Below are 20,879 nucleotides of genomic sequence, written 5' to 3'. Positions count from 1 at the left end.
GGCTACTCTATAGTATTCCCGTTTTCATCCCGTTTGATTTCTACCACAGTGACATCAAAACTTTCCCATTCTTGAACGGTAAAGCCTGCCTCGGTTTCTTCAGGAAACCTAGTTGCCATTTTCTGCCAAGCTTCTTCTTCGCTTTCAGCCCAGATATAATGACCTTGCCGTTCTCTAATGTCATCGCGCCCAGTGCAGTTGTGTAAGTATAATGCGTTACGTGTACAGCGATATTCTCTCATAACTGCGAATGGCCAAAGATTTAGCTTACTACGTTAAGAAATTTTCTCCCAAGTATGTTGTTGGAAAGCTAGGCTTAAATGTTAGGTTAGCCCTGGTGCGCCCAATAAACCGATTTTGCTTTTATCTATCATTGAAATGATAACTACTGGGCAAATAGTGAGAAACCAAATTCCTCTATCTGCTGAACTCATCGCCACATTTCTCAAACTGTGGAGCCACCTGGAGCCAGTACGCAAGCCTGATATAGGCTTACCTTTTTACCATCTCACCAGTGACGGTTTCTGGTATTTTGAGATGAAACTGGGGTTTGAATCATTGATTGCTGCCAAGGTGAAAATCAGAACTCCCAGTACCATTAGGCAAACTGTAGAGTATGCTTACCTTGATGATGAACTCTGGTCACTGCTGCAAAATCCCCAGGACAGGACTGTACTAACCCACACACTCATTAATTCGTGGTTTAACGAGCGTACACAGGATATCGAGTCATTATTGCAAGTCAACGCCTTTGCTGAACTACAAGACCAGTTGCAACGCTCCGGCGGTAAGGTCTACCAGCCAGAGGAATTAGAAGATGAGCAAGCTGTAATTGTGCGAGATGGTGCGTTCCGTAAAATTGTAGTTTCAACTTACAACCAACGCTGCGCGTTTTGCGGTTTGCAAGTGCTGGACTCACTAGGACAGAACATTGTGGATGGGTCACACATCAAACCTTTCTCCCAGTTTTACGATGACCGCATTGATAACGGGCTGTCACTGTGCAAAAATCATCACTGGGCATTTGACCGCTTTTGGTTCACTATCAATGACGATTACACCATTATTGTTGCTGACAACCTGCGGGAAGATTCACCCAACGCCAAGCCGATGCGAGAATTTAGGGGCGATCGCATTATCTTACCAAGCCAACAACAGTATTATCCTAGAGTTGATGCAATGAGATGGCATCGCCAGGAGTTCTTAAAGCGCAGCGCATGAGTAAAAAACCTAGAGGTTGGTTTAATGAAATTGTTATTCGTCCCGTTGTTCATGTAGACGGTTACGAAAGCTATGAAAAGATATGCGGTATTGTTGCAGAATTTTATTACTCTTCGGAGGAACAAAACCTACTGCGCCAACTAAGAACTAACCCCAAGGATTCAAGGTATATTACCCTCTACACGCTTTTTAAAGTAGGGCAAGCTAAATGCCCTGCTTATTGGGTAAATAATGATTTATTAAGTGCATTGATGCAATCAAATTTAGATGTTGAAGTTGACGATTTACAGTGGGCAATGAAAACAGGATTTTTTATGTTGCCCAAGGGTGTAGTTCTTTCCCCAGAAAAACGTAGTATTGATACAATTTTTTGGCATTGTGATACATCTGATGACTTACTTTATTGGGCTGCAATAGATAGGGATACCGTTTTCTGCCGCAGATTGAAAATTAGCGATAATTTCAAAAAATTTACATATACTGATACTCAAGATTTCAATTCCCAAGTAGTTACAGATTTTAATCAATATCTACAATCAATTTTCTTGCGATTAATTTTGATAATGGAATGCCGCCCAGAACTTGTAGATACAACAAGCGAACTAGTCAGGGTGAATAGAGGTTTTGGCAAAGCGCAAGCCCAAGATTTTTATCAACCACTTTGGTTAGGATTTGGATATCGACTCAAACGTGAAGGGACGCAAAGCAGTGAAGGTAGTAGCGGTACACATGGCTCTAAGAGTGTCCATTGGCGCAGAGGCTTTTTACGCAATCAGCCTTACGGAGAAGGTAGGCAGCAAAGAAAACTAGTTTGGATTGAGCCAGTTTTAGTAATGGGTGGGAAAGAATTATCATGATAACAGACGATGAAATAAATGCGAGATATGAATCCAGTCAAGACAGATTAATTCAAGAAATTGACAGGATGAAGCTACCAGCATTAGTTGACAATATCAGGTCTAATCCTAATTACATGATGATTGATAATGAGAGTCAATCTTTTGGGAATTGGAATGATGTAAAAAAATCCAAGCTAATTGAATCTTTTATTATTAATTTTCCTGTAATGCCAATTGTTCTCTATGAAAGGTCAGATCATACACACGAAGTTATTGATGGCAAGCAGAGGTTAAAAGCAATTGTCGATTTTTACAGCAATAAATTAGTTTTGAGCGAACTAGAAGTTAAGACACAACTAAATGGATGCACTTATGCTACTCTTCCATATCATGCAAAGACAGTGCTTAATCACCGTTCTCTATCTTTGATAACTATTATGCCTTTAGAGAATGCCAGCCCCGAAGAAATAGCAAAAATCATAGAGATTATTGCAGAACGCCTTAATTAAAGGGCTGCGATGGCGTACCACATCATCAACAGGAAAAAGGAAGCCTTGGGCTAGCGAAAATGTGTTGGCAGCTATCAGTTAGCTAAACGCACAGACTGTAAATTCATAGTATACTATGAACATATAAGAGTAAGCGATCGCACATTCTGACTATCCCGATTAAAACCATTATGAAACTGCAACGTATTGAGGCAGGTGAATATCTTACTGCTGATGGTAGGTTTTACGTCCGCAATACTTACTATTCCAACGGATTACCTGGACGGAGTAACACTACTAAAGGGTGGTTGATTGAAGACAAAAGCGGGCTTACACCATTTCAAGTAAGCAGCAATCAAAAGACTAAGCTGCGGCGGGTGGATACGCTGACAGAAGCAAAAGAAATTATTGCTCTAGTTGTCGAGTGCGATGCCAAAGAGAAAATATTATGTGATGTCGGATGGCGGCGGGAAGAAAACTGCCAACCTCCGGGTTTGTCTTGGCGATCGCCCCACACTGGTAGATTATTAACTCGAACTGAAGCACTGCTGGAATTAAGTTTGATGTCATGAAAGCCCAAAATCCTATGACCACTGAAGAGAAAGCATCTCTAGAAACTGCCATCAAAATTTATGTAGAGATGGGTGTACTAAATCGAGTTTCACAATCAACAAAAACATTTTTAGCTCGTGTTCCAGGTATAGATACTCGGAGACTACAAACTCTCATTAAAAACCAAAGTCAAGAAATTGCAGCAATGGCTGGGGCTAAAGATGTGATTTATAAAACTGGTGACTATCTCCCTTCTGGTCGTGGTGCTTTCGGTCTTAGGGGTGGTGGTGAACGGGCTATAAAAATTTCACCATCAATTGAGTTTATTTTTTAATAAAAAAATATGAACACATTAGAACTAAAACCAGGGGATAAAGTAGGAATTTTTTACTATGACAGTGTGCGTATAGGTACTAAAGCGGAAATAGAGGTAATTGAACGCATTTCCCCAACTGGACAAATAACTCTCTCTAATGGAAAGCGATATACATCCGATGGCAAAGAAATTGGTGCTGTAGAATCTAGTTACCTTTGGACTCTAGATAAAATACAACCAATCTTAGAAAAAATTGAAGCTAATAAGCAGCAGAAGGAAGTAAAACGACAGGCTTACTTAGCATCACCAGAAGGTAGGAGGAAACAAGCAGTAAATGATACTGTCAAAGCTGCGATCGCTGCACTTAATCAATACGGCTGGTATGCTGATGTTGATGGTCACATGGATGTGATGGAGTCAGAAATTGAGCAAATTATAAAAAAATATGTCACCGAACACGAACCTGTTAGTTAAAAGTTCAGTTATTTAATCAATTGAGGTTAAGTTTTATGTTTGAACTAAATGAAGAGGGAAAAGTCAGATTGTACTTTACGGAAGAGAAAATTTGCATTGGTTCTTACAAAGAAGTAGAAAAATACGAGCGAGAAACCAAAAACAGCTATTGGGCATCTGAGTTTTTTGATATACCACCAGACTATAACCCAATTGGTAAGACAGCAGATAAAATTAAGTTAGCTGTGAGAGAAGTACTTTTATCAAAGTTACTGAAGAAAAGTTTAGGTCTGTGATGAACCTTATATGTATGTACTACGGATACCGTTGTTATAGCAGAGAAGATAAGCCTTTGGGTTGGCTATACACATTTGACTCTAATCTTGAATATGCTTTTATCAATAAAAGTTTCCATTTGTGCAAGCGATGGAAAACAGAAAAAGGAGCTAAAAAACACTTCAATTATTACAATAATAATTGGCAATTTAAGAGTAAAGGAGGCTATCTCAAAATTGAGATAATGCCAGAGATTACTGATAATGGAAAAGAAAAATCTTCTCAGCAGCGATGGAATGAAGCCAATCGTGATGCACTTTACCAAGCTCAAGAAAATTACAACCAGAAGCGTCCTATAATGTCATTTCGTCCAAAAGCCGAACTGTTGAAATGGCTGGACGAGGAACGCAAAACTGATGACAATGGTGAACCTGAAACTGATGCTTCACTCCTAAATCGGAAGTTAGAAAAACTAAATAAATTAGAGCAGCAGGGATTTTAGCGATTCGTTCAAGAATAATTAAAATGTCAAATAAAATATTAAAGTTTGAAATCATTGAAGGACTACCAGAAGAATATGGAAATTATCTCTTATTATTAGAAGATGGTTCTATAAAAGAAGGATATTTCGATTCTTTTCCTTTTCCTCATCATCAAGAAGAGGTTGTTAGAGTTGCTAAATGTGAATATGAGAAATTTCCTTATGAAAAATGTGTTGGTTGGCTAAAACTTGTAGAATAATATTATTTAAATAATGAGCAGTAACTCAGACCGTCTTTTGGCGATATTAAAAGAACAAGCAGATTTAATTGATAAACTTAATACACGTTCTGACTTTCAATACAAAAGTACACAAAGGCTAGTTTTGGATTATGGTAAACCTTTTGTAACTCAGGTTAAATCACTATTTAAAGGTGAACGTAAAGCTTGCTTTGAAAATTGTTACAAGGCATTGTGGGACTATTCGCAACTAAGTTACTGTGAAGGCTTTGCTATTGATGATGAGTTGGATTTTGCAGTACCTCATGCTTGGTTAGTTAATAACGCAATGGAAGTAATTGACCCTACATGGATTGGAAATAAGTTTAAAGGCAGTACTTATTTTGGAATAGTTTTCAATAGACAATTTGTGATGGAGATGGTGGAAAAGACCAGAAGTTACGGCATCCTTGATAGCGACTATATGAATGAACACCAACTTAAACGAGAAGGATTTTCGCCTCACGCCCTTCATCCCGTATTTCATTCTTCTGTAAGTGTGCCTGAATAAAACAGTTCTGGGTGCGATGCCTGCGGCGGGTGGGTACGCCATCGCGTATGCCATAATATTCAGTACTTTATTAATATTGCAGTGACGAAGATATGTTAGCTGGTGCAGCACTACGTAAAACAGGTTCTAGTTGGGAATTTGCATCAGAAGCAGCATTAGAAGATTTTGTTTGGGATAACTTGCAGCAATTATCAGGCTTAATACCTTTAAAACGACAGTATACTGTTAAGGGCGAAATCTGCGATATCTTAGCACTTAACGAAACGAGACAATTAGTAATTTTAGAACTCAAAAATACTGAAGATAGATATGTTGTCCAGCAATTAACTCGCTACTACGATAACTTACTAGACGAAAAACCATTTCAAGAGCAAATTGATTACAGCCAGTCTGTCCAGTTAATTGCGATCGCACCCTCATTTCACAGACATAATCTAATTGACCGCAAACACACAAAGTTGATAATCGATTTTTTGCAGCTTACTGTTGCCCAGATTAATCAAGACTTTCACTTGCAGTTACAAGATATTGATACTAATCAAATTTGGTCAATTCCAATTCCCTATCAGAAACTTGATATTAGCACTGTATCAAGCAATATTCCAGAACCACCGCAATTACTTTTAGATTGGCTAGGCACTTGTAGCGGAGAAGAACAGCAAGCAATTCTCAAGCTTAGAGAGAAAATTCTTAGTTTTGATGGGCGAATCAAAGAAGAACTTGAAGGTAGGAATACTATTAGATATGGCAGAGGTAAAGCTAAACCAGTAGCCGAACTATGCTATCAATCTAAAACTCGCCAGCTGATTATATTCCTGTGGTTGCCTGTGCCAAGTTCATTATTTGGTAATAGTAAAGAAGTGATTGGCAGAATTAGATTATGGACAGACGGTGCTTCTGTTACTGATGTTGGTCATGTGCCGGAAGGCTTGGGCAAGATGAAGCTACAATCCCAATGGGATGCTGTGCCACGAGAAAAACGACCTCATTTGATGCAAAGTCTTTCATATAAATCATTAATCCCTGTTCCAATTAAATGGTATAGCAACTTGCGGGATACTTGTAAAATTTCTAATTCGTTAGAATCACTAATAGATTTAGCACTTTCCAAGTGGTTGGCAAGAACTTAATTTCAATACTACACCGTTTTAGCAGTAATTCTTAGAGGAAACTTGTAGAGATGGGATATAGCTGGTAGACGATGGCGCAAAGCGATCGCTCCCCCAATTCTTAGAGGAAAAAAGAGCGATCGTATACAAAAAAGCCCAGTCATCTCATAACTGGGCTTTTAGCTATCTCAATCAATCATTGGAGGTAGAGAAGTTTCAGACTATACAGCAGGTTGTTCTAGATTCACCTTGACAACTTTGTTCTTTTCTTGCTCAGACTTGGGCAGTGTCAAATTCAAAATTCCATCTTTATAATCTGCGGTGACATTAGTATTTTGAATCCGAACAGATAGAGGAATTACACGTTGGAATTTACCATAGTAGAATTCACTTCTTGTAGTACCATTGTTTTCGGTTTTAGTTTGGGACTTGCGCTCACCACTAATGTGAACAGCATCTTGGGTAACTTGAATATCTAGGTCTTTAGCTTCCAGTCCTGGTAGTTCTAGTTTGAGATGAATAGCATCATCAGTTTCTTGCAACTCAGCAGCCGGAACTCTGACAAAGCCTTTTTCAAGCCGTGCAGATGGTACTCTGGTATCTCCAAATAAGCCGTTGATGTGACGTTCTAAAGCGTTCAATTCTTGCCAGGGGTTGTAACGAACTAGTACCATAACTCTTTCTCGCATTAATTAACTTTTGTTTAATCGTTTTTGCACTTGGGTTTGTGCTTATGTATTCATAATAAGTATGCTTAAAACTCCTGTAAATTCGGTTTTTATCACCAAATAATTGATGATTACCGCACAAAATTAAGCAGTAAAAAAGATTACGGTTTACTCTAATTGCTCAGTTCGGTAAACCAGAATAAAAACTATTAATACCGATAAGAATCAACTAATTATTCTGCTGTTGAAGGGGATAGTGCAGTTAGGCGTTGCTTATATTCCCAAAACAACAACACCCAAGCTCTAGTCACTTAGTTATTTCCTCACATCCATCGTTCAGGGTTGTACTGATTAAAATACATTGAGCAATCAGTTACAGTGCCCTCTGTTTACCACTAGGAGGAAATATCAGTGTTCGAGTTGGGTGTTGCTGTTAGTTGACGAGACAGATTGCAATACAACAGCGTTTTTACCTCTTATTAAATTGAACAAACAGGCTGTTAAATCTGCCTATGAAGCTATAGGGCTTCAATTAATAAGTTATCACTCTATTAAAAGAGGAGATTTACTTTGATACTAAACTTTACTTTTTCTACCCAAAACGGTTGCCCCCACCGCTCCCAGTTTTCTTTATTAAATGGACTGCGCCACTTCAAAATTAAACTCAATTCCAACTCTTGCCGTGCGCGTCGGTCAACAGGTGTATCCCACCAAAAAGCGATGTTGACTGCTGTTTTCATTCCATAGCGATAATGCAAATCCTGGTAGCTAGCTATGTAATCCTTGCAGGCGTGAATCCCTTTCCAGCGTTTATTACTTTTGCAAGTTTCCCCCACATACAAAATCAGACTAGCCGCAGAATCAACAACAAAGTAAAGACACGCATCGCCGGGGCTGTCTGCTGGCATTCTCCAAAAAGAGAGCGATCGCACCTGTAGCTGCAACGGATCAATCCGGTCTGGGTCACAATGCACCGGGCTAAATCAAATAATGTCGCCTGCTGCACTGGCTTGGTTTCCCTAACCCGTTGCTGATAGTCCAAAATCTGAGACTTCCACTTCAGCAGAGCATCAGCACTCATCACCAGCCCCTCTGCTCTACGTGCTGGTGTGGGCGTTACAGATGGGAATAGGTTTAGCTGATTTGGTTCGGTGGTCATGACTGGAAGTTACAAACCAATAGATTATCTCCCACAACTGAATCAAGCAAACCTATTAACGGGTTTAGGAGTGCGTAGGCGTAGCCAGCCGTAGGCATCGCCTTACTCCAAAGCGATCGCCAACGCCTTCACTTTCCTTTTTTTCCTCTAAGAAATTCTTGGGTATCCATTCACACAACTACACTTATCCTCAAGAGATAATGCAACCTAAAATACTATCTCTTGATGAAATAGATATTCTTAAGGAGAATACTAGCTTGATTCAAGTTGCTGTGTAGCGTTTCATTTTAGTATGAACTACTGCGATCGCTCTTTTCCTCTAAGAAACTGGAACTGGGGGGCGTAGTTTACCGCCGTAGGAATCCCTTAATCTGCTGCATGAGAGATACCATTTTGATATTTCTCTTTTTATTTACTTAAAGTAAATTCACCGAAAATTTATATACTTTAGGTACTAATGAAGAATTAGTAAATATTATTTTTATTTTGCCCAGATAAAAATCTTAAATAATAGTTTACTAAAAGTTGCGGGGTGCGAGTAGCAATGTAATGTGGTACTCGCAACCATTAAACTACGTTTTAATGCTGAAATCATCCAATTTAATTAATTGAAAAATTTCCTCATGAAAATAACTCAAAAACTGGGCATTACTACTGCTAGCCTTCTTCTGGGCTGCGCTGGTATTGGTTTACCTTCTGCGGCACAAGCAGCAACATTCCTCTTTGATGGGAGCGGTACACCCAACGCTGTTGGTTGGCAATTAGACAGTTTTGTGGCTGAACCACCAAATGGTACGATAACGGTAACACCACAATTTACTGGTGAAGCGAGTGATGTATTAAGTGTTAGTACTACCGGAACAGCAGTTAATCTGTATAGCAGAAACATTAATGCTACCAACTATATAATTTCGATGGGTGTAAAAGTACTGCGTTCTTCTTTCAACTCTTTTGACTATGGTTTGGGTTTATCACCCTTTGCACAGCAGATTTTTTTCCCAAATGGCAATTATTCTTTTTCTGAGGTAGATCGGGCTAATTCATTAACTATAGGTGAAAACAGTATACAGTGGTCTGACTTAGTAGGGGATAGCTTTGCAATCGACACTTCTGTTTTTCATGAATATGCAATTAGCTATATAGATGGCAACCTAAATGTCTATGTGGATAAATCTTTTGACGACATTATTGCAGGTACTGCAACTCCTGTGCTAACACGTACTGGTGTAATACCACAAGATGAAAGTCTAGTTGGTACTGTGGCATTTGGCGACCAGTCTAATGACAGCAGTTTTTTCCCTAATTGTTGTGTGAATTCAGCTTACCAATTGGATTTTATTAGATTTGAGTCACTTGATAACGTCGCCTCAGTACCCGAACCCAATACTAACTTTGCTTTCTTCTTCTTTGGACTTGGTATCTTATTCATAAATAAGAAGCTAGGATTTTCCAGAAGAAGATAATTTAATCTCCCTTAAGTAGGGTTGTCGGACAGTTATAGATTTTGGGGTGTTAAGAACTGGAACGTATAGGGTGATCGCTCTAGGCATTTAGCGCTACTGCTCATTTACTGAAAAGCTTGGAACAGTTCTACTATTTTCGCCTTGAGTGCTGCGATCGCCTCTTCTAAAGTTTCACTTAGTTCCGTATCTACTAAATGAGCGTCCCCCACATCAGCACTCGACCACAGATAGCTAGGTTGTCCTATCGTTAAACATCCTTGCCACTTCTCTTCGTAAGTATCGAGTGTAATAAAAAAACGCCGTGGCATTAGTTGTTCGGGATTAGTAACTAGTTGTCCCCAAATAGAGAAGCCAAAATACTCCTCGTTTTTTTCATTGTTGTATTCCCAATCAGTTAAGTTGGGAAAAGCAGCTTGAACTTGCTCTAAAACTTGTTGTATTTCCGGTTCTGTTAATAGCATTATTCTTTAATAAAGAATATTAATTTAAATTTATTCCCTCTAAAAATTCTACTTGGCTTTGCGTTGCCTGCCTTATTTCATACATTCCAGGTGTGAACCTCATGTGCCAAATATCAGCCCACATAAAATTGACCCCTGCTGCCTTCGCTGCCTTCTCATCTTCGTCTCTATCTCCTATCATCCAACTTTTAGATAAATCAATGCCAAAATCAAATACAGCCTGATAAATCATCCCAGCCCCAGGCTTTCTATATCTGAATTTTTCCTCTAAGAATTCTCCATCTGGTGTATGATCAGCAAGCTTAACAGCATCATTTCTATTTACTCGATGAACTATCAAACCCTTCATGTCAGGGCAGAAATAAATCGCTTCAAGCTGGGGAATTAATTCAAGAGTGTAGTGTTGTTCAGCGATCGCATTCTCTAAACTCTTAAGCGGTTTCCCAGTATCACGGTTAATGGTGTCACATCCACCTTGATTAGTCACACCGATAATTGTGTAACCTTGGCTTTTATGAAAAGCGATCGCTTCATGTACACCCGCCATTATTCGCTGCCCCTTGGGTGTTTGGATAAATTTACCGTCTGTCGATTCTCTTACAGTTCCGTCTAAGTCAAGGAATAATCCTAGTTGCATAAATTTGCCTCATTCTAAAGTTGATAGTTTACAATTTTATCTCCCTTACATAACTAAGATTTTTTACTTTTAGCCCTCCTGATAAAGCCGATTATTTCTTCTAAACTAGCCCCTTCTCTCTGCATTGACTGAATCATAGGAACTGCCCCCACTGGCACACTTCCAATACTCCGCCCCTTCCACTCGCCGTCTATCTTCTCTTCCCAGTTAAACCCCCATCTCCAATGAGTAGGATTACCCTGCTCTCTGTGTCCAATCACACGGGGGTAAGAAGCGATGCTTCCATTTTTCAGCTTCTTATTTTCAATGTATCTGTACAGGCATCCTTTGCGCTGTCTGCCTTTTGGCTTCCGCACAGTTTCCGGCTGCGGCTCACTTTCCTCTAAGAAATTTTCGGGTGTCCATCCACACACACCACAGCCATTATTTAACGTGATTAGTGGAGATTCACAGCTAGGGCAATTTACGCTGTTTGATTGCTGTGTACACTGCATAGATGAGCAGCGATCGCAGGTGTAATCCCTCTCAACTACTTTTAAACACTTTGTACAGAGTTGGGGGTGGTTATCCTCTAAGAATTTGGTGATAAGGTGTTGGGGTGCGATCGCCAACTCACCAATCAGTTGATCATCCCGTTCCCAGTTGTAAGTAAATTGGGAATTAAACCAGTCAACAACAAAAGCAAATCCCCATCTATCTTTAATAATTCCCAACGTTTCGGACTGGTCAATAATGTAAGTTCCGGCCTTAGCATTAGCCCTGGTAACTGGCGGCTGGCTCTCTACATAGGGAGTTGAGGTAGAGGACTCGGTTAAGGGCGATCGCTGCGACTCTAGGATCGAGAAGATTTCCTGCTGCCTGCCGCATTCTTCTAACAATTCCGTCGCGGCTCTTGATTCCAAGGGGTCTAGCCAAGTTTCCGGGATTTCGTACCACTGACAAAGGATAGCCGGGTTTAATACCTCGCCTTTGTTTATTAAACCTAATCTCTTCAGTTCTGCTTCTTGCTTGGTCTGTCCAGGGGGCCGCCCTTTCCCAGTCGATGACAATGCTCCTGGCGATCGCAACCAGCAATAATCTTTCTCTAATGTAGGGGCTGGCAAAGTGGCCGCTTCCGATAGTAATCCATTCCGCATCGTACCCGAAGAGGTCAAGGGTACTGACCACGCCTCTGAAATATGAGCCTGTGGGCTGTCCTGGATAATCGGGGCAAGTAACAAGTCCTGGGACGTTTTCAATTGCTGCAAATCTTGGTTGCAATTCTCCAATGGTTTCGAGGACACTGGGGAAACAATCTCGCTCGTCTGCACCTCCAAGTCGTTGGCCTTCTGTGGAGAATGGGGGGCAGGGTGGGGAAGCTGTAATAATGTCGAGTCTTCCTGGGTGCATATAATAGCCACGTTTGTGTTTTGCACGATTTGGGATTTCTCGCACGTTTCCGTAGTTGTGTACGTCGGGATATCGCAGTTCAAGGATACCTGAGCAGTATTCATCAATCTCTGCGGTTCCAATGAGTTTAAATCCCTGTTTGAGTCCTGCATAACAAAATCCTGCGCCAACTCCTGAGCAGAGGTCAAGTTGTGTGAGTTGCATTTGGCGATCGCTCCTTCATCCTCTAAGAATTTTTTGTAATTCCAAGCCTGCATTTGTTTGGGCGTATACTCCGCAAATAGCCCATTTTCCCAAGTGATACCAATTTTCTTGTGTACGCTCGATACACGGCCATATCGTTCGCCACTTGCAATAATGCGATCGCCTACGGTAAAGCTTGCTACGCCTACCTCAAAATCCCCTACAGAATACTTACTCATCTTTATTGCTTCCTACTAAGTAAGCTTTATTCATTGCCTCCCACTGTTCGGGGCTGATGGCCTCTACTTCAGCCTTGTGTAGCTGCACTTCACGCTCATCATTAGAAGTGCGGTTTTTTCTGCTTAGACTGTGAGATTGGGCAATCTCGCTAGAGGCTTGATTAACACGCTGCTTAAACATTTCAAATTGCTTTTGTGTAACCTGCTTCCAGTCAGCGCGGGAAATTGCATCCAGTTTCTTGCACAGATACAAGTCAAAGCGGGTATCTAATACGCCGTACTCCTTTAAATGATAATTGTCAAATTTGTTACAACCCTGACAAACAGGGATGCGATCGCGGTTGGGGTCGTAGTCGGGAATTATCAGCCTGAATAAATGTGCTTGAATTTGCCCTGTATCTTGGCAGCAAAAACAATTCCATTTGGGTTGCCAAATTTCCTTATCCTCAACTTCATTGGGGAGAATTGGCGATCGCTCAAAGGTTGGGAGCGCAAAGTCCGTTGCGGGGGTGGAGGAGTTTGTAGGAACTTTGCAAGAGAGATTGTCAGTCATAATTCACCCTCTCTGAACCAGCTAAATTGTTTAGTTTCGTTACACCATCTGACAAAATCCTGTTTCTCTTTATCAGTAGCGAATTCTAAGGGGTTAGCTGTTTCCTCGATGATGGATAGCCAATCACGGGTGCGCGGGTCAGTTTCCCATTTTGCATTTTGTACCGGGGAACTTTGACCCTTGGACTTGTACCACTGGGCTGCTAACTCCTCCCAGTTTGCTTCTATCCAGCGTTGGGGGAGAGTAGGGGGATTTGGTAGCTGTGCAGCCTTCTTTTCCCCAAATTTTAAAAATTCCTCTCTCTCCCCTTCTGAGAGAGTTTTTATAAAGTCTGAATAAGTCTTATTAATCTTAGAGCTTTGGGACTCTTCTTCTACAAGGGTTTCAGCTTCTGGTTGTCGCCCTGCGTTTACAACTGTCGCCTCCAGTTTACAACTGTCGCCGTCAGTTGACAGTTGTCGCCCTACGTTTACAACTGTCGCCTCCAGTTTACAACTGTCGCCGTCAGTTGACAGTTGTGGACGGTTCTCTAAACTGTCACATAGGCAGCCACGCGATCGCAGCTTTAAACTGTATTCAACGTCTTCTTTCTCGATGTATTCTTTTTCTGAGAGTGCATCAATAGCTTTGTAGACTGCTTGCCTTGATATCTGTAGCTCATCAGCTATTCTTGAAGCTCTAATCTTCATGCCATTACTGTAAGGATCAGCACTCCTCAAGTAATAAAGAACGCTTAATTGAGTATGGGTTAACTCCTTGCAAGCCTTTACCCATTCAGTATTTTGTAGGGGATAAAATTTCCCGTTTACTTTTGTATTGGAATCTCTTTCAGGTTTCGGTATCATAGAAGTAGGTAAATAAGCAAGCTAATGAGTCCCCAATCATTTGCGGTGATTGGGGAACTTGACTCTTGGTATTAAGGCAACAGAAAACTGAGGGTAACTACCCTTGTGAGCAGCAAATTAATTTGCTATATTACAAATATAAGGCAAACTTTGTATATTTGCAACAACAATGATCAATCACCAGCAAGTACTAATAGATGCCGTAAATAAGGCTATTGAAGGGGGCATGACTGCCAGACAGATTGCCTCTGATGCTGGCATTGATAACAGTGTACTTAGCCGCTTTATGAACGGGAAACAAGATATTAAGGCGGGTGACTACTTCTCAATTCTTAACGTTCTACCAGAGGATTGTAGAGTTTCTGCGCTCGGAAGGCTGGGTATTTTTGAAATGAGCCTAGCACAATTAATTCAGACTGCATCCCCAAAAGAGAAAGCTGAGATGCTGCAAGCCATAGCCGCATGGGTATTACAACCAGGGGCCATATCTGGGAAAAATACGGATACCAGTGACCTGCAAGTAGCAGTATGATTGCCTGATAAATTTTGATATATACATTTAGGCACTTGTTGTGGTAAATAATGATGAGAATGATTTTTTAAAAGAATTAATGGAAAAGAGCGATCGCTTGGATGCCGAGGAAAGAGCCAAATTAATCAAGCATCTGCTGGGCGAACCTGGCTTACAAGTGGTAATAGGGAGTAATCAAGTTCATGCTACGAATGTATACCAAGTTAATTTAAATAGCCCTGACCAGATATCAACGATATTGGATGCGATCGCTAGAAAAATTTCCTCTGATGATTCCTCAGAAGGTAAGACAGAGGGAGCGGGTTGATTCTTAGAGTAAGAGTACGGTACGCACGCGCGGCGGCGGCGGTCGCGGTGCGGCTAACAGGGTTATGCCTTTTCTTCATTTTCTGGCATAACTTTGTTAAGTAGCAATTCTATCTGACTCAAACACTGCTCTATTGCCTCTAATTGCTTGCGGTTCTCCCACTCTTGATAAGCTGCTTCAGTTTCTGAGTCAGCCCCCAGTCCTGTAGTGCTACCGACTCGCCCAATGTGTTGGTGACAGGTAAATTCAGGGTCTTTGCCCCTTTTTGGCAGATGTCCTCTTGGTTTGGGATTTCGCTTAAAAATTGGTGTGTCCGCTTGCCATTTGGCGTATCTGTAAGTTTCTATATTTCCGCTACGGTATTTTCGCGTCACTTCATATTCATGAATCCAAGTGCCTGGGATTGCTAGTGGCTCCTTTAATAGCTGTTCCCTAATGGAGGCTAGAAGATTGATTTTTTCAATGATTTGGCTGATGCGATCGCTGTCTTCCATACCAGTTCTAAGAGTTATGCCATAAGTTTATAATAAGGCATAACCTTTGTAACCGCTTTTTTGGGTCTTGGGAGCAATGAAATATTCTTAGAGGAAAAATGCAACACCGAATGGCCCCTGTAGGCATCGTATGAACGTAGAGTGCGATCGCTACTCACCACTAATTACATTAGCCTTGATGTACACTCGATACAGCTTGGACTCTCTCCTGTTAGCATAGGGTTTACTCTCCTCCACAATTTCAAGAATTTTGTCATCATCTTGCAATTTATGCAGTAGCCACAGCCAAACTTGTAAATCTGTTTCTGTAGCCATAATACGAATTTCAGCGTAATGATTAGTCATATTTTTAGAGGATAGCTAATAGCTCTCTAGCCAAATCTTTAGCAGAATTAATCCCTTTTAATGTCTTTCTCTTACCCTTCAATACAAGCTCAATTCGCTGCTGTTTTTGAATTAATAAATCATCAATTGCTTGGTCAACATGACCTAACTGTAACCAAGTTGCAAACACAGCATTTTGTTGTCCTAACCTATGACATCTATCCTCTGCCTGTTCTGCATCGCCAGGAGTCCAAGGACGGTCAACCATAATCACATTACTAGCAGCTGTCAGTGTCAGTCCAACACCACCAGCTTTGATAGTCCCGACAAAAACCTTGCTATCTCCTGATTGGAACTGATCAATTAAAATCTGTCGCTCAGTTGGTTTAGTTTCACCAGTGAGTAATAAACCATCAAGTGATACTGCGATCGCCTTCGCTGAGTCTACAAATTCAGTGAAGATTACAACCTGTTGACCTTGTTCTAAAAGCTCTTCAGCAAGAGCGATCGTTGCATCAACTTTAAATTCACTTCCTACCTTCCGCAAGATATTAATAGTTACTAACGCTTCTGCTTCAGGGTTAGCAGGATTGTAAGCTAATACCCAACTCAACCAAACTTTCAGGGATTGAGATTTTAAGAGTATTGGTAAATTATTTTTGAATTTCCAACAGTTAGCCCGTCGTCGATAGTCTTCTACCAATAATTGCACTGTTTCTTGGTATTCAGCCGCAAGTTTTGTATCAAGTTCAGCCTGTTCAAGTAGTCGGGTTTTATCCGGTAATTCAGTTAAACATTGCTGTTTAGTTCGTCGTAAGATTACATCCTCGGTCTTTTCGGCTAACTCATCCAGGTGCGCTGCCCCGGTGTTATCCCACACAGTTTTTCTACCTATAGATTTTTGATGAGCATTGCAGTAATGACGTTCATATTCCCATTTATCAGCCGCTAGTGGGTGATTAACTGCAAATAGTAACGGGTAAAGGTTAATCGGTCTGCCATTTTTGATTGGTGTCCCAGTCAATAGCCACGCTGTTAAACAATTCTCATGGTGCGCCAACTCCAACATTTTCTTAGTCCGTTGGCTATTAATGTTTTGTGCATAATGCGCCTCATCACAAATTAGTACATACTTCTTAGTCTCAAGTGGCTTGGGCATTTTAGACCAACTGAAACACTCGATTTTAACTTCCGCACGAGCAGCTTCCTTTGCCCAATTTTCCATTACAGATACAGGAGCAATCACAAACACTGGACAATTGTGTGTACACTGCATTGCTCTTGCTGCTATCAATGCCTCAAGCGATTTACCTAATCCCATGTGATCTGCAAGAATGCCCCCGGTGTAAATGCCACCGCGACGGTGGGCTAACAACCATTCAACACCTTTTTTCTGATAATCCCGCAGATACCAGCCATTAGCCAAAGGTGCATCTAAATTAGCAGCTCTTACTAAACTTACTATTCCATCAGCAACCGCCAATGCTGCGGCCTCCTTAGCTGCTTCTTCTTCTTGACGCTCTTTCTGTGCAAGCGCGATCGCACCTTCTACTTCTGGTGTCAGGTGAAATTGATCATTTGTCAGCTTTTCCATGACTTCCTGAATTTTCAAGAGAGGAAAACGCCACGATTTATCCTCACCCTTAAATTCCCAACCATTAATAGTCTTAGAATCACGCTGAAATTTACCTGATTTGTCGTAAGGAGCGTACACAGCAATCATATTGCCCTTGATTTCTACTCTATGCTCTGGAGTAATTGATAGTGAGTTTTCGTTTATAACTCTTACTAGTGGTGAATCAACAGGATATTGGTGAGCGATCGCATCCCATAAAGGTAGCGACAATCCGGCACGGCTCAACTGCTTACTATACTTCTTAATCATGTTGTATGCAGCCAGAGCTATGCTTTGAAGCAGTGGCTTTTGTTGTCTAATTTGAAGGGCTAACCAATGACCAAAACCAGAATCAGCTTTGTTAAAACCCTGACCATCTATTGAACTAGCACCATCACATTGTGCTGATAAATAACAAATTGCTCTTTCTAAACGGCGATCGGCTGTCTCTTCTTTCTTCTCATCAATGATAGAAGGTAATTCTAACTGAAGTTTGATAACATCCTCTAGTTGCCAGGATTTAACAGTATTAAGGACAAAGTTTAAATCTTGACTTTGCTGCGCTGCTGGTGCTGGTTCATCATCACCACATAAAGAACTTACAGCCAGTTTTAATTGACTCAATTCATCTGGCTTAAGTCTATCTAATGCAGAGATGACGGAATCAAGAGGACTAGAGCCATTATCCAGCGATCGCGCATACCCTTCAATTTCCTCTAAGAATATCTCAGGCACTCTTACCGCTTTAGTTGGAAGGTTATTCCACGTCGTTTTTTGCTTAGTTAAATGCTCAGTTTTAGGATGTGGGTTAGGCATAAGTTCTTGCCTCTTATACTAAGCAAATTTTATCATGTATGCTGTGTACACTCGATATAAATTAATTTAAGTGTATTTTTTAGCCAGCAACAAGCCACAAAGCGCTTACGCGGAATTAAGAATAAGGTTGCTACGCAGTTAGTTTCTTGACTCCCTCCTTCGTCGGTCGATGTCCCCCCCCGCCCCAAGGGGAGCGCTCATTGCCGCAGGGCTACCCCGGCTTTTTTATTGTGGCTACGCGCGTCAAGGGCTGCGCGAGTGGCGGGAAATCGTTACTACGTTTTTATATCTGGGGGAAACCCCCAGACCCCCACCGCCACCCTTGACACGCTTCGCAAGAAAGAAATAGCCGGGGGTTTCTCGGTGTGTCGTTTCGCGTTGAGGTCTGCTATGTCCACTCTCGTTCGTCGGTCGTTCGTCGGTTGTCCCGCTCCCTTAGCGGTTGAGGTTGTCGAGTTGGCCCGCTCATTCCCTGGCCTTGGGCTTGCTGTGGTGCGGCCGTCGTCTCGTGCGTTTTCTAGTTGGGTGTGTGTGTGTTCGTTCGCGTCTGAGTTGGCGGCGGTGCGTTTTGCTGCGGCTGCGGCTGGCCAGTTCTTCGGGCCTGGTTCCTTTTGTGTCGTTCGTTTTACAGGGCGGCGTTGGCGGGTCTCGGTTCCGTGTCTCTCTCCGGCTGTGGTTGTGCGGGTGTGTTTGGGGCGGCCTCGGTTGGCGCGTCAGTTTGGCGGTCGGTTGGTTCTCGCTGGTTAGTTTGTTGGGGGGCAACGTCCCCCTTTCTTGGAAAGTTGCTTCTCTTCTCTACGAGAGGCTCCGCCAACGAGACGCTGCGCGAACAAGTCGGCAGAGCCGCCCAACGCACTTTCCGCTTTTTTTGGGAATTTAAAACAAAGGAGCCAGCCAAAAATTGAGTGTTCCCTAAGCCAGCCCTTAGAGCCAGACACAGCAAAGAAAAAACTGCTGCGGAAACGCGGCGGTTATGCGTGCTGGCCTGGCTCTAAGCCTCACTCAATTTTTGGCTGAAAAGAGAAACCCACGATGTATTACAAATAACGGCTAACTTTCTCAGGTAGCGGATCGACTTCTTTATCAGATACAGGTTTGAAGGTAATTAACCGCTCGTAAATATTCTCACCTGCATCATCCTTACCAGTGCAGCGACTAAACCAGACAGCAGCACCAAACTTATTAGATGGCGATCGCCTAATAAACTGATATCCTTTCCAAGTTACTATCGCCGCTCCGTACTGGTCTGAGCGTTCAACAATTACGTCAATGCTAGCCCAGTCAAAACGCTTGAACTCCTCAATATTTCGCTGATAGTTTGGTGCAGTGTTAGGAGTTAACCTGTTTATTGCCTCAGCTATTTGCTCTAATGCAAGCATCTGGCGGTGTTGAATTTCAAGCCAAAGATTAGTTTGTTCTGGTGTCATGATAGATTCTTAGAGGATAAATTAATGTGAGTTCGACAGCGATCGCCTAGATGCAAACTAAGCGATGCCTACGGCGGTAAACTACTCGCAATAGGTTTACTCGTCGTTGTCTGTGCTTAAATCACTGATACAGTTTTCTACTAAAGTCATGGCAGTTTCTAAGCTGTTGCCAAAGTTTTCATGCCAGTGAAGAAGTTCATCCTTACTTTCAAAAACCTTGTTTAGTTTTTCCAAACATTCATTGAGTAGGGCGATTGCTTGTTCAAGTGTCATTGTTTTGATCCTGAGTGAGGTGTTAAAATAAAGTTGCCCGATGGAATGTGCATAAGTGATCTTTGGTCGGATACGTTTGTGCTTTTCCCGGACTCAATACCCTCTCTTATGGCTGTGGGCTGGCGGCCAGAAATGTCTTACTAGGGTTTTACCAGTCCAATAACTCTCGCTCTGGTTCTAAATCAGGGTCAAATTCCCATTGCTTACCTCGCATCTCGTTTACTGCCGCGTCTCTTCGATTTAGCCAGCAGTACTCATACTGGCGTTGAGTTTCAGCACCGATATACTTCCACACTGCGAATATGTGCTTATCTGGGATTTGTCCCTGAGTTTTAACATTCAACATCAGGTGTTTGGTTGCAATGCTGTCTTGCTCAAAAGCTTTTTCTATCCCACTGTAGGCGTGACAAGTACAAGTCACTTCATGCTTATACAGCTTGAGTTCATAAAAATCGCCCGTATTACCTCTAGCAATAAGTTCATCCCAATCGCTACCGGGTTCTAATTTGTAGGGATCAGCTTTAGCCCAGCAGCGCTCTATTAATATCCCTACATAGTCAGCCTTGCTAATAAAGCGAGAGATACCACGAATTTTAATAGTTTGTCCACGTTTAATAATTTTGTTGCAGATATGGAGGTAAACAATATTTTTATAAACGTCTATGGTCGCGTGGTCGATGCCAGTTTTTACTTGTTCTGATGTCCAGCCCCACTTTGTTAGTAGAGCCTTTGTATTTTCTAAGCTGTAGAGGTGGCGCAGTGCATAGTCCTCGCCATTATTTTCATGCAGTAAAGATTGATGGAAAGGAGAGTAATTATAGTTAGCGCGGGTGTGTGCGTTAGCGGAGCGTACCGCAGGTTTCGCAGAGAATCTTGCTGTTGGCATTGGTCGGATACCTTTTAAAGTCCATGTATACATGGTAGCATATTCTTGCCATGTATACAAGGGTGTTATCATGAGATTGAAAAA

31 protein-coding genes are annotated in these 20,879 nt (G+C 41.7%); 15 read left to right on the top strand and 16 right to left on the bottom strand.

What is annotated here, in order from left to right; translation table 11 throughout:
• Positions 1 to 2: 2 nt before the first annotated feature.
• On the bottom strand, positions 3 to 242 hold the full coding sequence (locus tag ANSO36C_RS33490; RefSeq protein ID WP_179070936.1) for a hypothetical protein: 240 nt from the start codon (positions 240 to 242) through the stop codon (positions 3 to 5).
• A gap of 136 nt (positions 243 to 378) precedes the next feature.
• Here ANSO36C_RS33490 and ANSO36C_RS33485 point away from each other — a divergent pair, with 136 nt between their 5' ends.
• The 11 genes from ANSO36C_RS33485 to ANSO36C_RS33435 all read left to right on the top strand — a co-directional run bounded on the left by ANSO36C_RS33485 (position 379) and on the right by ANSO36C_RS33435 (position 6,545).
• Positions 379 to 1,221 (top strand): HNH endonuclease, encoded by an 843-nt coding sequence (locus ANSO36C_RS33485; protein WP_251960959.1) that lies wholly within the window; start codon positions 379 to 381, stop codon positions 1,219 to 1,221.
• The gene (locus ANSO36C_RS33480; protein WP_251960958.1) at positions 1,218 to 2,078 is read left to right on the top strand and encodes a hypothetical protein; all 861 of its coding nucleotides are present in this window, start codon (positions 1,218 to 1,220) and stop codon (positions 2,076 to 2,078) included. Before ANSO36C_RS33485 ends, ANSO36C_RS33480 begins: the two co-directional genes overlap by 4 nt.
• Positions 2,075 to 2,569: a DUF262 domain-containing protein gene (locus tag ANSO36C_RS33475; RefSeq protein WP_251960957.1), complete on the top strand. Its 495-nt coding sequence runs from the start codon at positions 2,075 to 2,077 to the stop codon at positions 2,567 to 2,569. Before ANSO36C_RS33480 ends, ANSO36C_RS33475 begins: the two co-directional genes overlap by 4 nt.
• A 170-nt stretch (positions 2,570 to 2,739) precedes the next feature.
• Entirely contained in the window at positions 2,740 to 3,120 is a 381-nt protein-coding gene (locus ANSO36C_RS33470) for a hypothetical protein (protein ID WP_251960956.1), read from the top strand.
• Positions 3,121 to 3,134: 14 nt separating this feature from the next.
• Positions 3,135 to 3,434, top strand: coding sequence for a hypothetical protein (locus ANSO36C_RS33465; RefSeq protein ID WP_251960955.1), 300 nt, complete (start codon positions 3,135 to 3,137; stop codon positions 3,432 to 3,434).
• A 9-nt stretch (positions 3,435 to 3,443) separates the two neighbouring features.
• The gene (locus ANSO36C_RS33460) at positions 3,444 to 3,890 is read left to right on the top strand and encodes a hypothetical protein (RefSeq protein WP_251960954.1); all 447 of its coding nucleotides are present in this window, start codon (positions 3,444 to 3,446) and stop codon (positions 3,888 to 3,890) included.
• Positions 3,891 to 3,925: 35 nt separating this feature from the next.
• Entirely contained in the window at positions 3,926 to 4,165 is a 240-nt protein-coding gene (locus tag ANSO36C_RS33455; RefSeq protein WP_251960953.1) for a hypothetical protein, read from the top strand.
• Positions 4,165 to 4,647: a hypothetical protein gene (locus ANSO36C_RS33450; protein ID WP_251960952.1), complete on the top strand. Its 483-nt coding sequence runs from the start codon at positions 4,165 to 4,167 to the stop codon at positions 4,645 to 4,647. The genes ANSO36C_RS33455 and ANSO36C_RS33450 overlap by 1 nt, the downstream gene beginning before the upstream one ends.
• 23 nt (positions 4,648 to 4,670) lie before the next feature.
• The gene (locus tag ANSO36C_RS33445; protein ID WP_251960951.1) at positions 4,671 to 4,886 is read left to right on the top strand and encodes a hypothetical protein; all 216 of its coding nucleotides are present in this window, start codon (positions 4,671 to 4,673) and stop codon (positions 4,884 to 4,886) included.
• A 13-nt stretch (positions 4,887 to 4,899) separates the two neighbouring features.
• Complete coding sequence (locus ANSO36C_RS33440) at positions 4,900 to 5,415, top strand: hypothetical protein (protein WP_251960950.1); 516 nt, start codon at positions 4,900 to 4,902, stop codon at positions 5,413 to 5,415.
• A 92-nt stretch (positions 5,416 to 5,507) separates the two neighbouring features.
• A complete protein-coding gene (locus ANSO36C_RS33435) occupies positions 5,508 to 6,545 on the top strand; it encodes an endonuclease NucS domain-containing protein (RefSeq protein WP_251960949.1) in 1,038 nt (345 codons plus the stop codon).
• A 200-nt stretch (positions 6,546 to 6,745) separates the two neighbouring features.
• On the opposite strand, the gene ANSO36C_RS33430 is transcribed toward ANSO36C_RS33435, so the two are convergent.
• The 3 genes from ANSO36C_RS33430 to ANSO36C_RS34650 all read right to left on the bottom strand — a co-directional run bounded on the left by ANSO36C_RS33430 (position 6,746) and on the right by ANSO36C_RS34650 (position 8,351).
• Entirely contained in the window at positions 6,746 to 7,198 is a 453-nt protein-coding gene (locus tag ANSO36C_RS33430; protein ID WP_251960948.1) for an Hsp20/alpha crystallin family protein, read from the bottom strand.
• Between the two features lie 545 nt (positions 7,199 to 7,743).
• On the bottom strand, positions 7,744 to 8,100 hold the full coding sequence (locus tag ANSO36C_RS33425) for a hypothetical protein (RefSeq protein WP_323374645.1): 357 nt from the start codon (positions 8,098 to 8,100) through the stop codon (positions 7,744 to 7,746).
• Positions 8,037 to 8,351 carry a hypothetical protein gene (locus ANSO36C_RS34650; protein ID WP_323374644.1) on the bottom strand — a complete coding sequence of 105 codons (315 nt, stop codon included), beginning with the start codon at positions 8,349 to 8,351 and terminating at the stop codon, positions 8,037 to 8,039. Before ANSO36C_RS34650 ends, ANSO36C_RS33425 begins: the two co-directional genes overlap by 64 nt.
• 623 nt (positions 8,352 to 8,974) lie before the next feature.
• On the opposite strand from ANSO36C_RS34650, the gene ANSO36C_RS33420 reads away from it, so the two are divergent.
• Entirely contained in the window at positions 8,975 to 9,814 is an 840-nt protein-coding gene (locus ANSO36C_RS33420) for a hypothetical protein (RefSeq protein ID WP_251960947.1), read from the top strand.
• 104 nt (positions 9,815 to 9,918) lie between these two features.
• Here ANSO36C_RS33420 and ANSO36C_RS33415 read toward each other — a convergent pair whose 3' ends face one another.
• The 6 genes from ANSO36C_RS33415 to ANSO36C_RS33395 form a co-directional block, all read right to left on the bottom strand.
• Positions 9,919 to 10,275 carry a hypothetical protein gene (locus tag ANSO36C_RS33415; RefSeq protein ID WP_251960946.1) on the bottom strand — a complete coding sequence of 119 codons (357 nt, stop codon included), beginning with the start codon at positions 10,273 to 10,275 and terminating at the stop codon, positions 9,919 to 9,921.
• 19 nt (positions 10,276 to 10,294) lie between these two features.
• Positions 10,295 to 10,912: an HAD-IIIA family hydrolase gene (locus tag ANSO36C_RS33410; protein ID WP_251960945.1), complete on the bottom strand. Its 618-nt coding sequence runs from the start codon at positions 10,910 to 10,912 to the stop codon at positions 10,295 to 10,297.
• 53 nt (positions 10,913 to 10,965) lie between these two features.
• Complete coding sequence (locus ANSO36C_RS35270; protein WP_410174748.1) at positions 10,966 to 11,625, bottom strand: hypothetical protein; 660 nt, start codon at positions 11,623 to 11,625, stop codon at positions 10,966 to 10,968.
• 40 nt (positions 11,626 to 11,665) lie between these two features.
• Complete coding sequence (locus tag ANSO36C_RS35265; RefSeq protein ID WP_410174747.1) at positions 11,666 to 12,505, bottom strand: DNA cytosine methyltransferase; 840 nt, start codon at positions 12,503 to 12,505, stop codon at positions 11,666 to 11,668.
• A gap of 210 nt (positions 12,506 to 12,715) precedes the next feature.
• Positions 12,716 to 13,276: a hypothetical protein gene (locus ANSO36C_RS33400; protein WP_251961024.1), complete on the bottom strand. Its 561-nt coding sequence runs from the start codon at positions 13,274 to 13,276 to the stop codon at positions 12,716 to 12,718.
• Entirely contained in the window at positions 13,273 to 14,121 is an 849-nt protein-coding gene (locus ANSO36C_RS33395) for a MarR family transcriptional regulator (RefSeq protein WP_251961023.1), read from the bottom strand. The genes ANSO36C_RS33400 and ANSO36C_RS33395 overlap by 4 nt, the downstream gene beginning before the upstream one ends.
• A gap of 169 nt (positions 14,122 to 14,290) precedes the next feature.
• Here ANSO36C_RS33395 and ANSO36C_RS33390 point away from each other — a divergent pair, with 169 nt between their 5' ends.
• Together ANSO36C_RS33390 and ANSO36C_RS33385 are read left to right on the top strand one after the other, a co-directional pair.
• Entirely contained in the window at positions 14,291 to 14,653 is a 363-nt protein-coding gene (locus tag ANSO36C_RS33390) for a helix-turn-helix domain-containing protein (protein WP_251961022.1), read from the top strand.
• A 40-nt stretch (positions 14,654 to 14,693) separates the two neighbouring features.
• Entirely contained in the window at positions 14,694 to 14,960 is a 267-nt protein-coding gene (locus ANSO36C_RS33385; RefSeq protein WP_251961021.1) for a hypothetical protein, read from the top strand.
• Between the two features lie 62 nt (positions 14,961 to 15,022).
• Here ANSO36C_RS33385 and ANSO36C_RS33380 read toward each other — a convergent pair whose 3' ends face one another.
• The 3 genes from ANSO36C_RS33380 to ANSO36C_RS33370 form a co-directional block, all read right to left on the bottom strand.
• Entirely contained in the window at positions 15,023 to 15,454 is a 432-nt protein-coding gene (locus ANSO36C_RS33380; protein WP_251961020.1) for a hypothetical protein, read from the bottom strand.
• Between the two features lie 150 nt (positions 15,455 to 15,604).
• Positions 15,605 to 15,799 carry a hypothetical protein gene (locus ANSO36C_RS33375; protein WP_251961019.1) on the bottom strand — a complete coding sequence of 65 codons (195 nt, stop codon included), beginning with the start codon at positions 15,797 to 15,799 and terminating at the stop codon, positions 15,605 to 15,607.
• 4 nt (positions 15,800 to 15,803) lie between these two features.
• Entirely contained in the window at positions 15,804 to 18,209 is a 2,406-nt protein-coding gene (locus tag ANSO36C_RS33370; protein ID WP_251961018.1) for a DEAD/DEAH box helicase, read from the bottom strand.
• A 531-nt stretch (positions 18,210 to 18,740) separates the two neighbouring features.
• On the opposite strand from ANSO36C_RS33370, the gene ANSO36C_RS33365 reads away from it, so the two are divergent.
• Entirely contained in the window at positions 18,741 to 18,956 is a 216-nt protein-coding gene (locus tag ANSO36C_RS33365; protein WP_251961017.1) for a hypothetical protein, read from the top strand.
• A gap of 290 nt (positions 18,957 to 19,246) precedes the next feature.
• Here ANSO36C_RS33365 and ANSO36C_RS33360 read toward each other — a convergent pair whose 3' ends face one another.
• The 3 genes from ANSO36C_RS33360 to ANSO36C_RS33350 all read right to left on the bottom strand — a co-directional run bounded on the left by ANSO36C_RS33360 (position 19,247) and on the right by ANSO36C_RS33350 (position 20,867).
• A complete protein-coding gene (locus tag ANSO36C_RS33360) occupies positions 19,247 to 19,636 on the bottom strand; it encodes a single-stranded DNA-binding protein (RefSeq protein ID WP_251961016.1) in 390 nt (129 codons plus the stop codon).
• Positions 19,637 to 19,732: 96 nt separating this feature from the next.
• A complete protein-coding gene (locus ANSO36C_RS33355; RefSeq protein ID WP_251961015.1) occupies positions 19,733 to 19,909 on the bottom strand; it encodes a hypothetical protein in 177 nt (58 codons plus the stop codon).
• A 148-nt stretch (positions 19,910 to 20,057) separates the two neighbouring features.
• Positions 20,058 to 20,867: a hypothetical protein gene (locus ANSO36C_RS33350; protein WP_251961014.1), complete on the bottom strand. Its 810-nt coding sequence runs from the start codon at positions 20,865 to 20,867 to the stop codon at positions 20,058 to 20,060.
• Positions 20,868 to 20,879: the final 12 nt, after the last annotated feature.

The sequence above is a fragment of the Nostoc cf. commune SO-36 genome (assembly GCF_023734775.1).
In the GTDB taxonomy this organism is placed as follows: domain Bacteria; phylum Cyanobacteriota; class Cyanobacteriia; order Cyanobacteriales; family Nostocaceae; genus Nostoc; species Nostoc commune_A.
The sequence above is the reverse complement of the archived record's forward strand: the minus strand, read 5'-3'. Positions and strand labels throughout refer to the sequence as shown.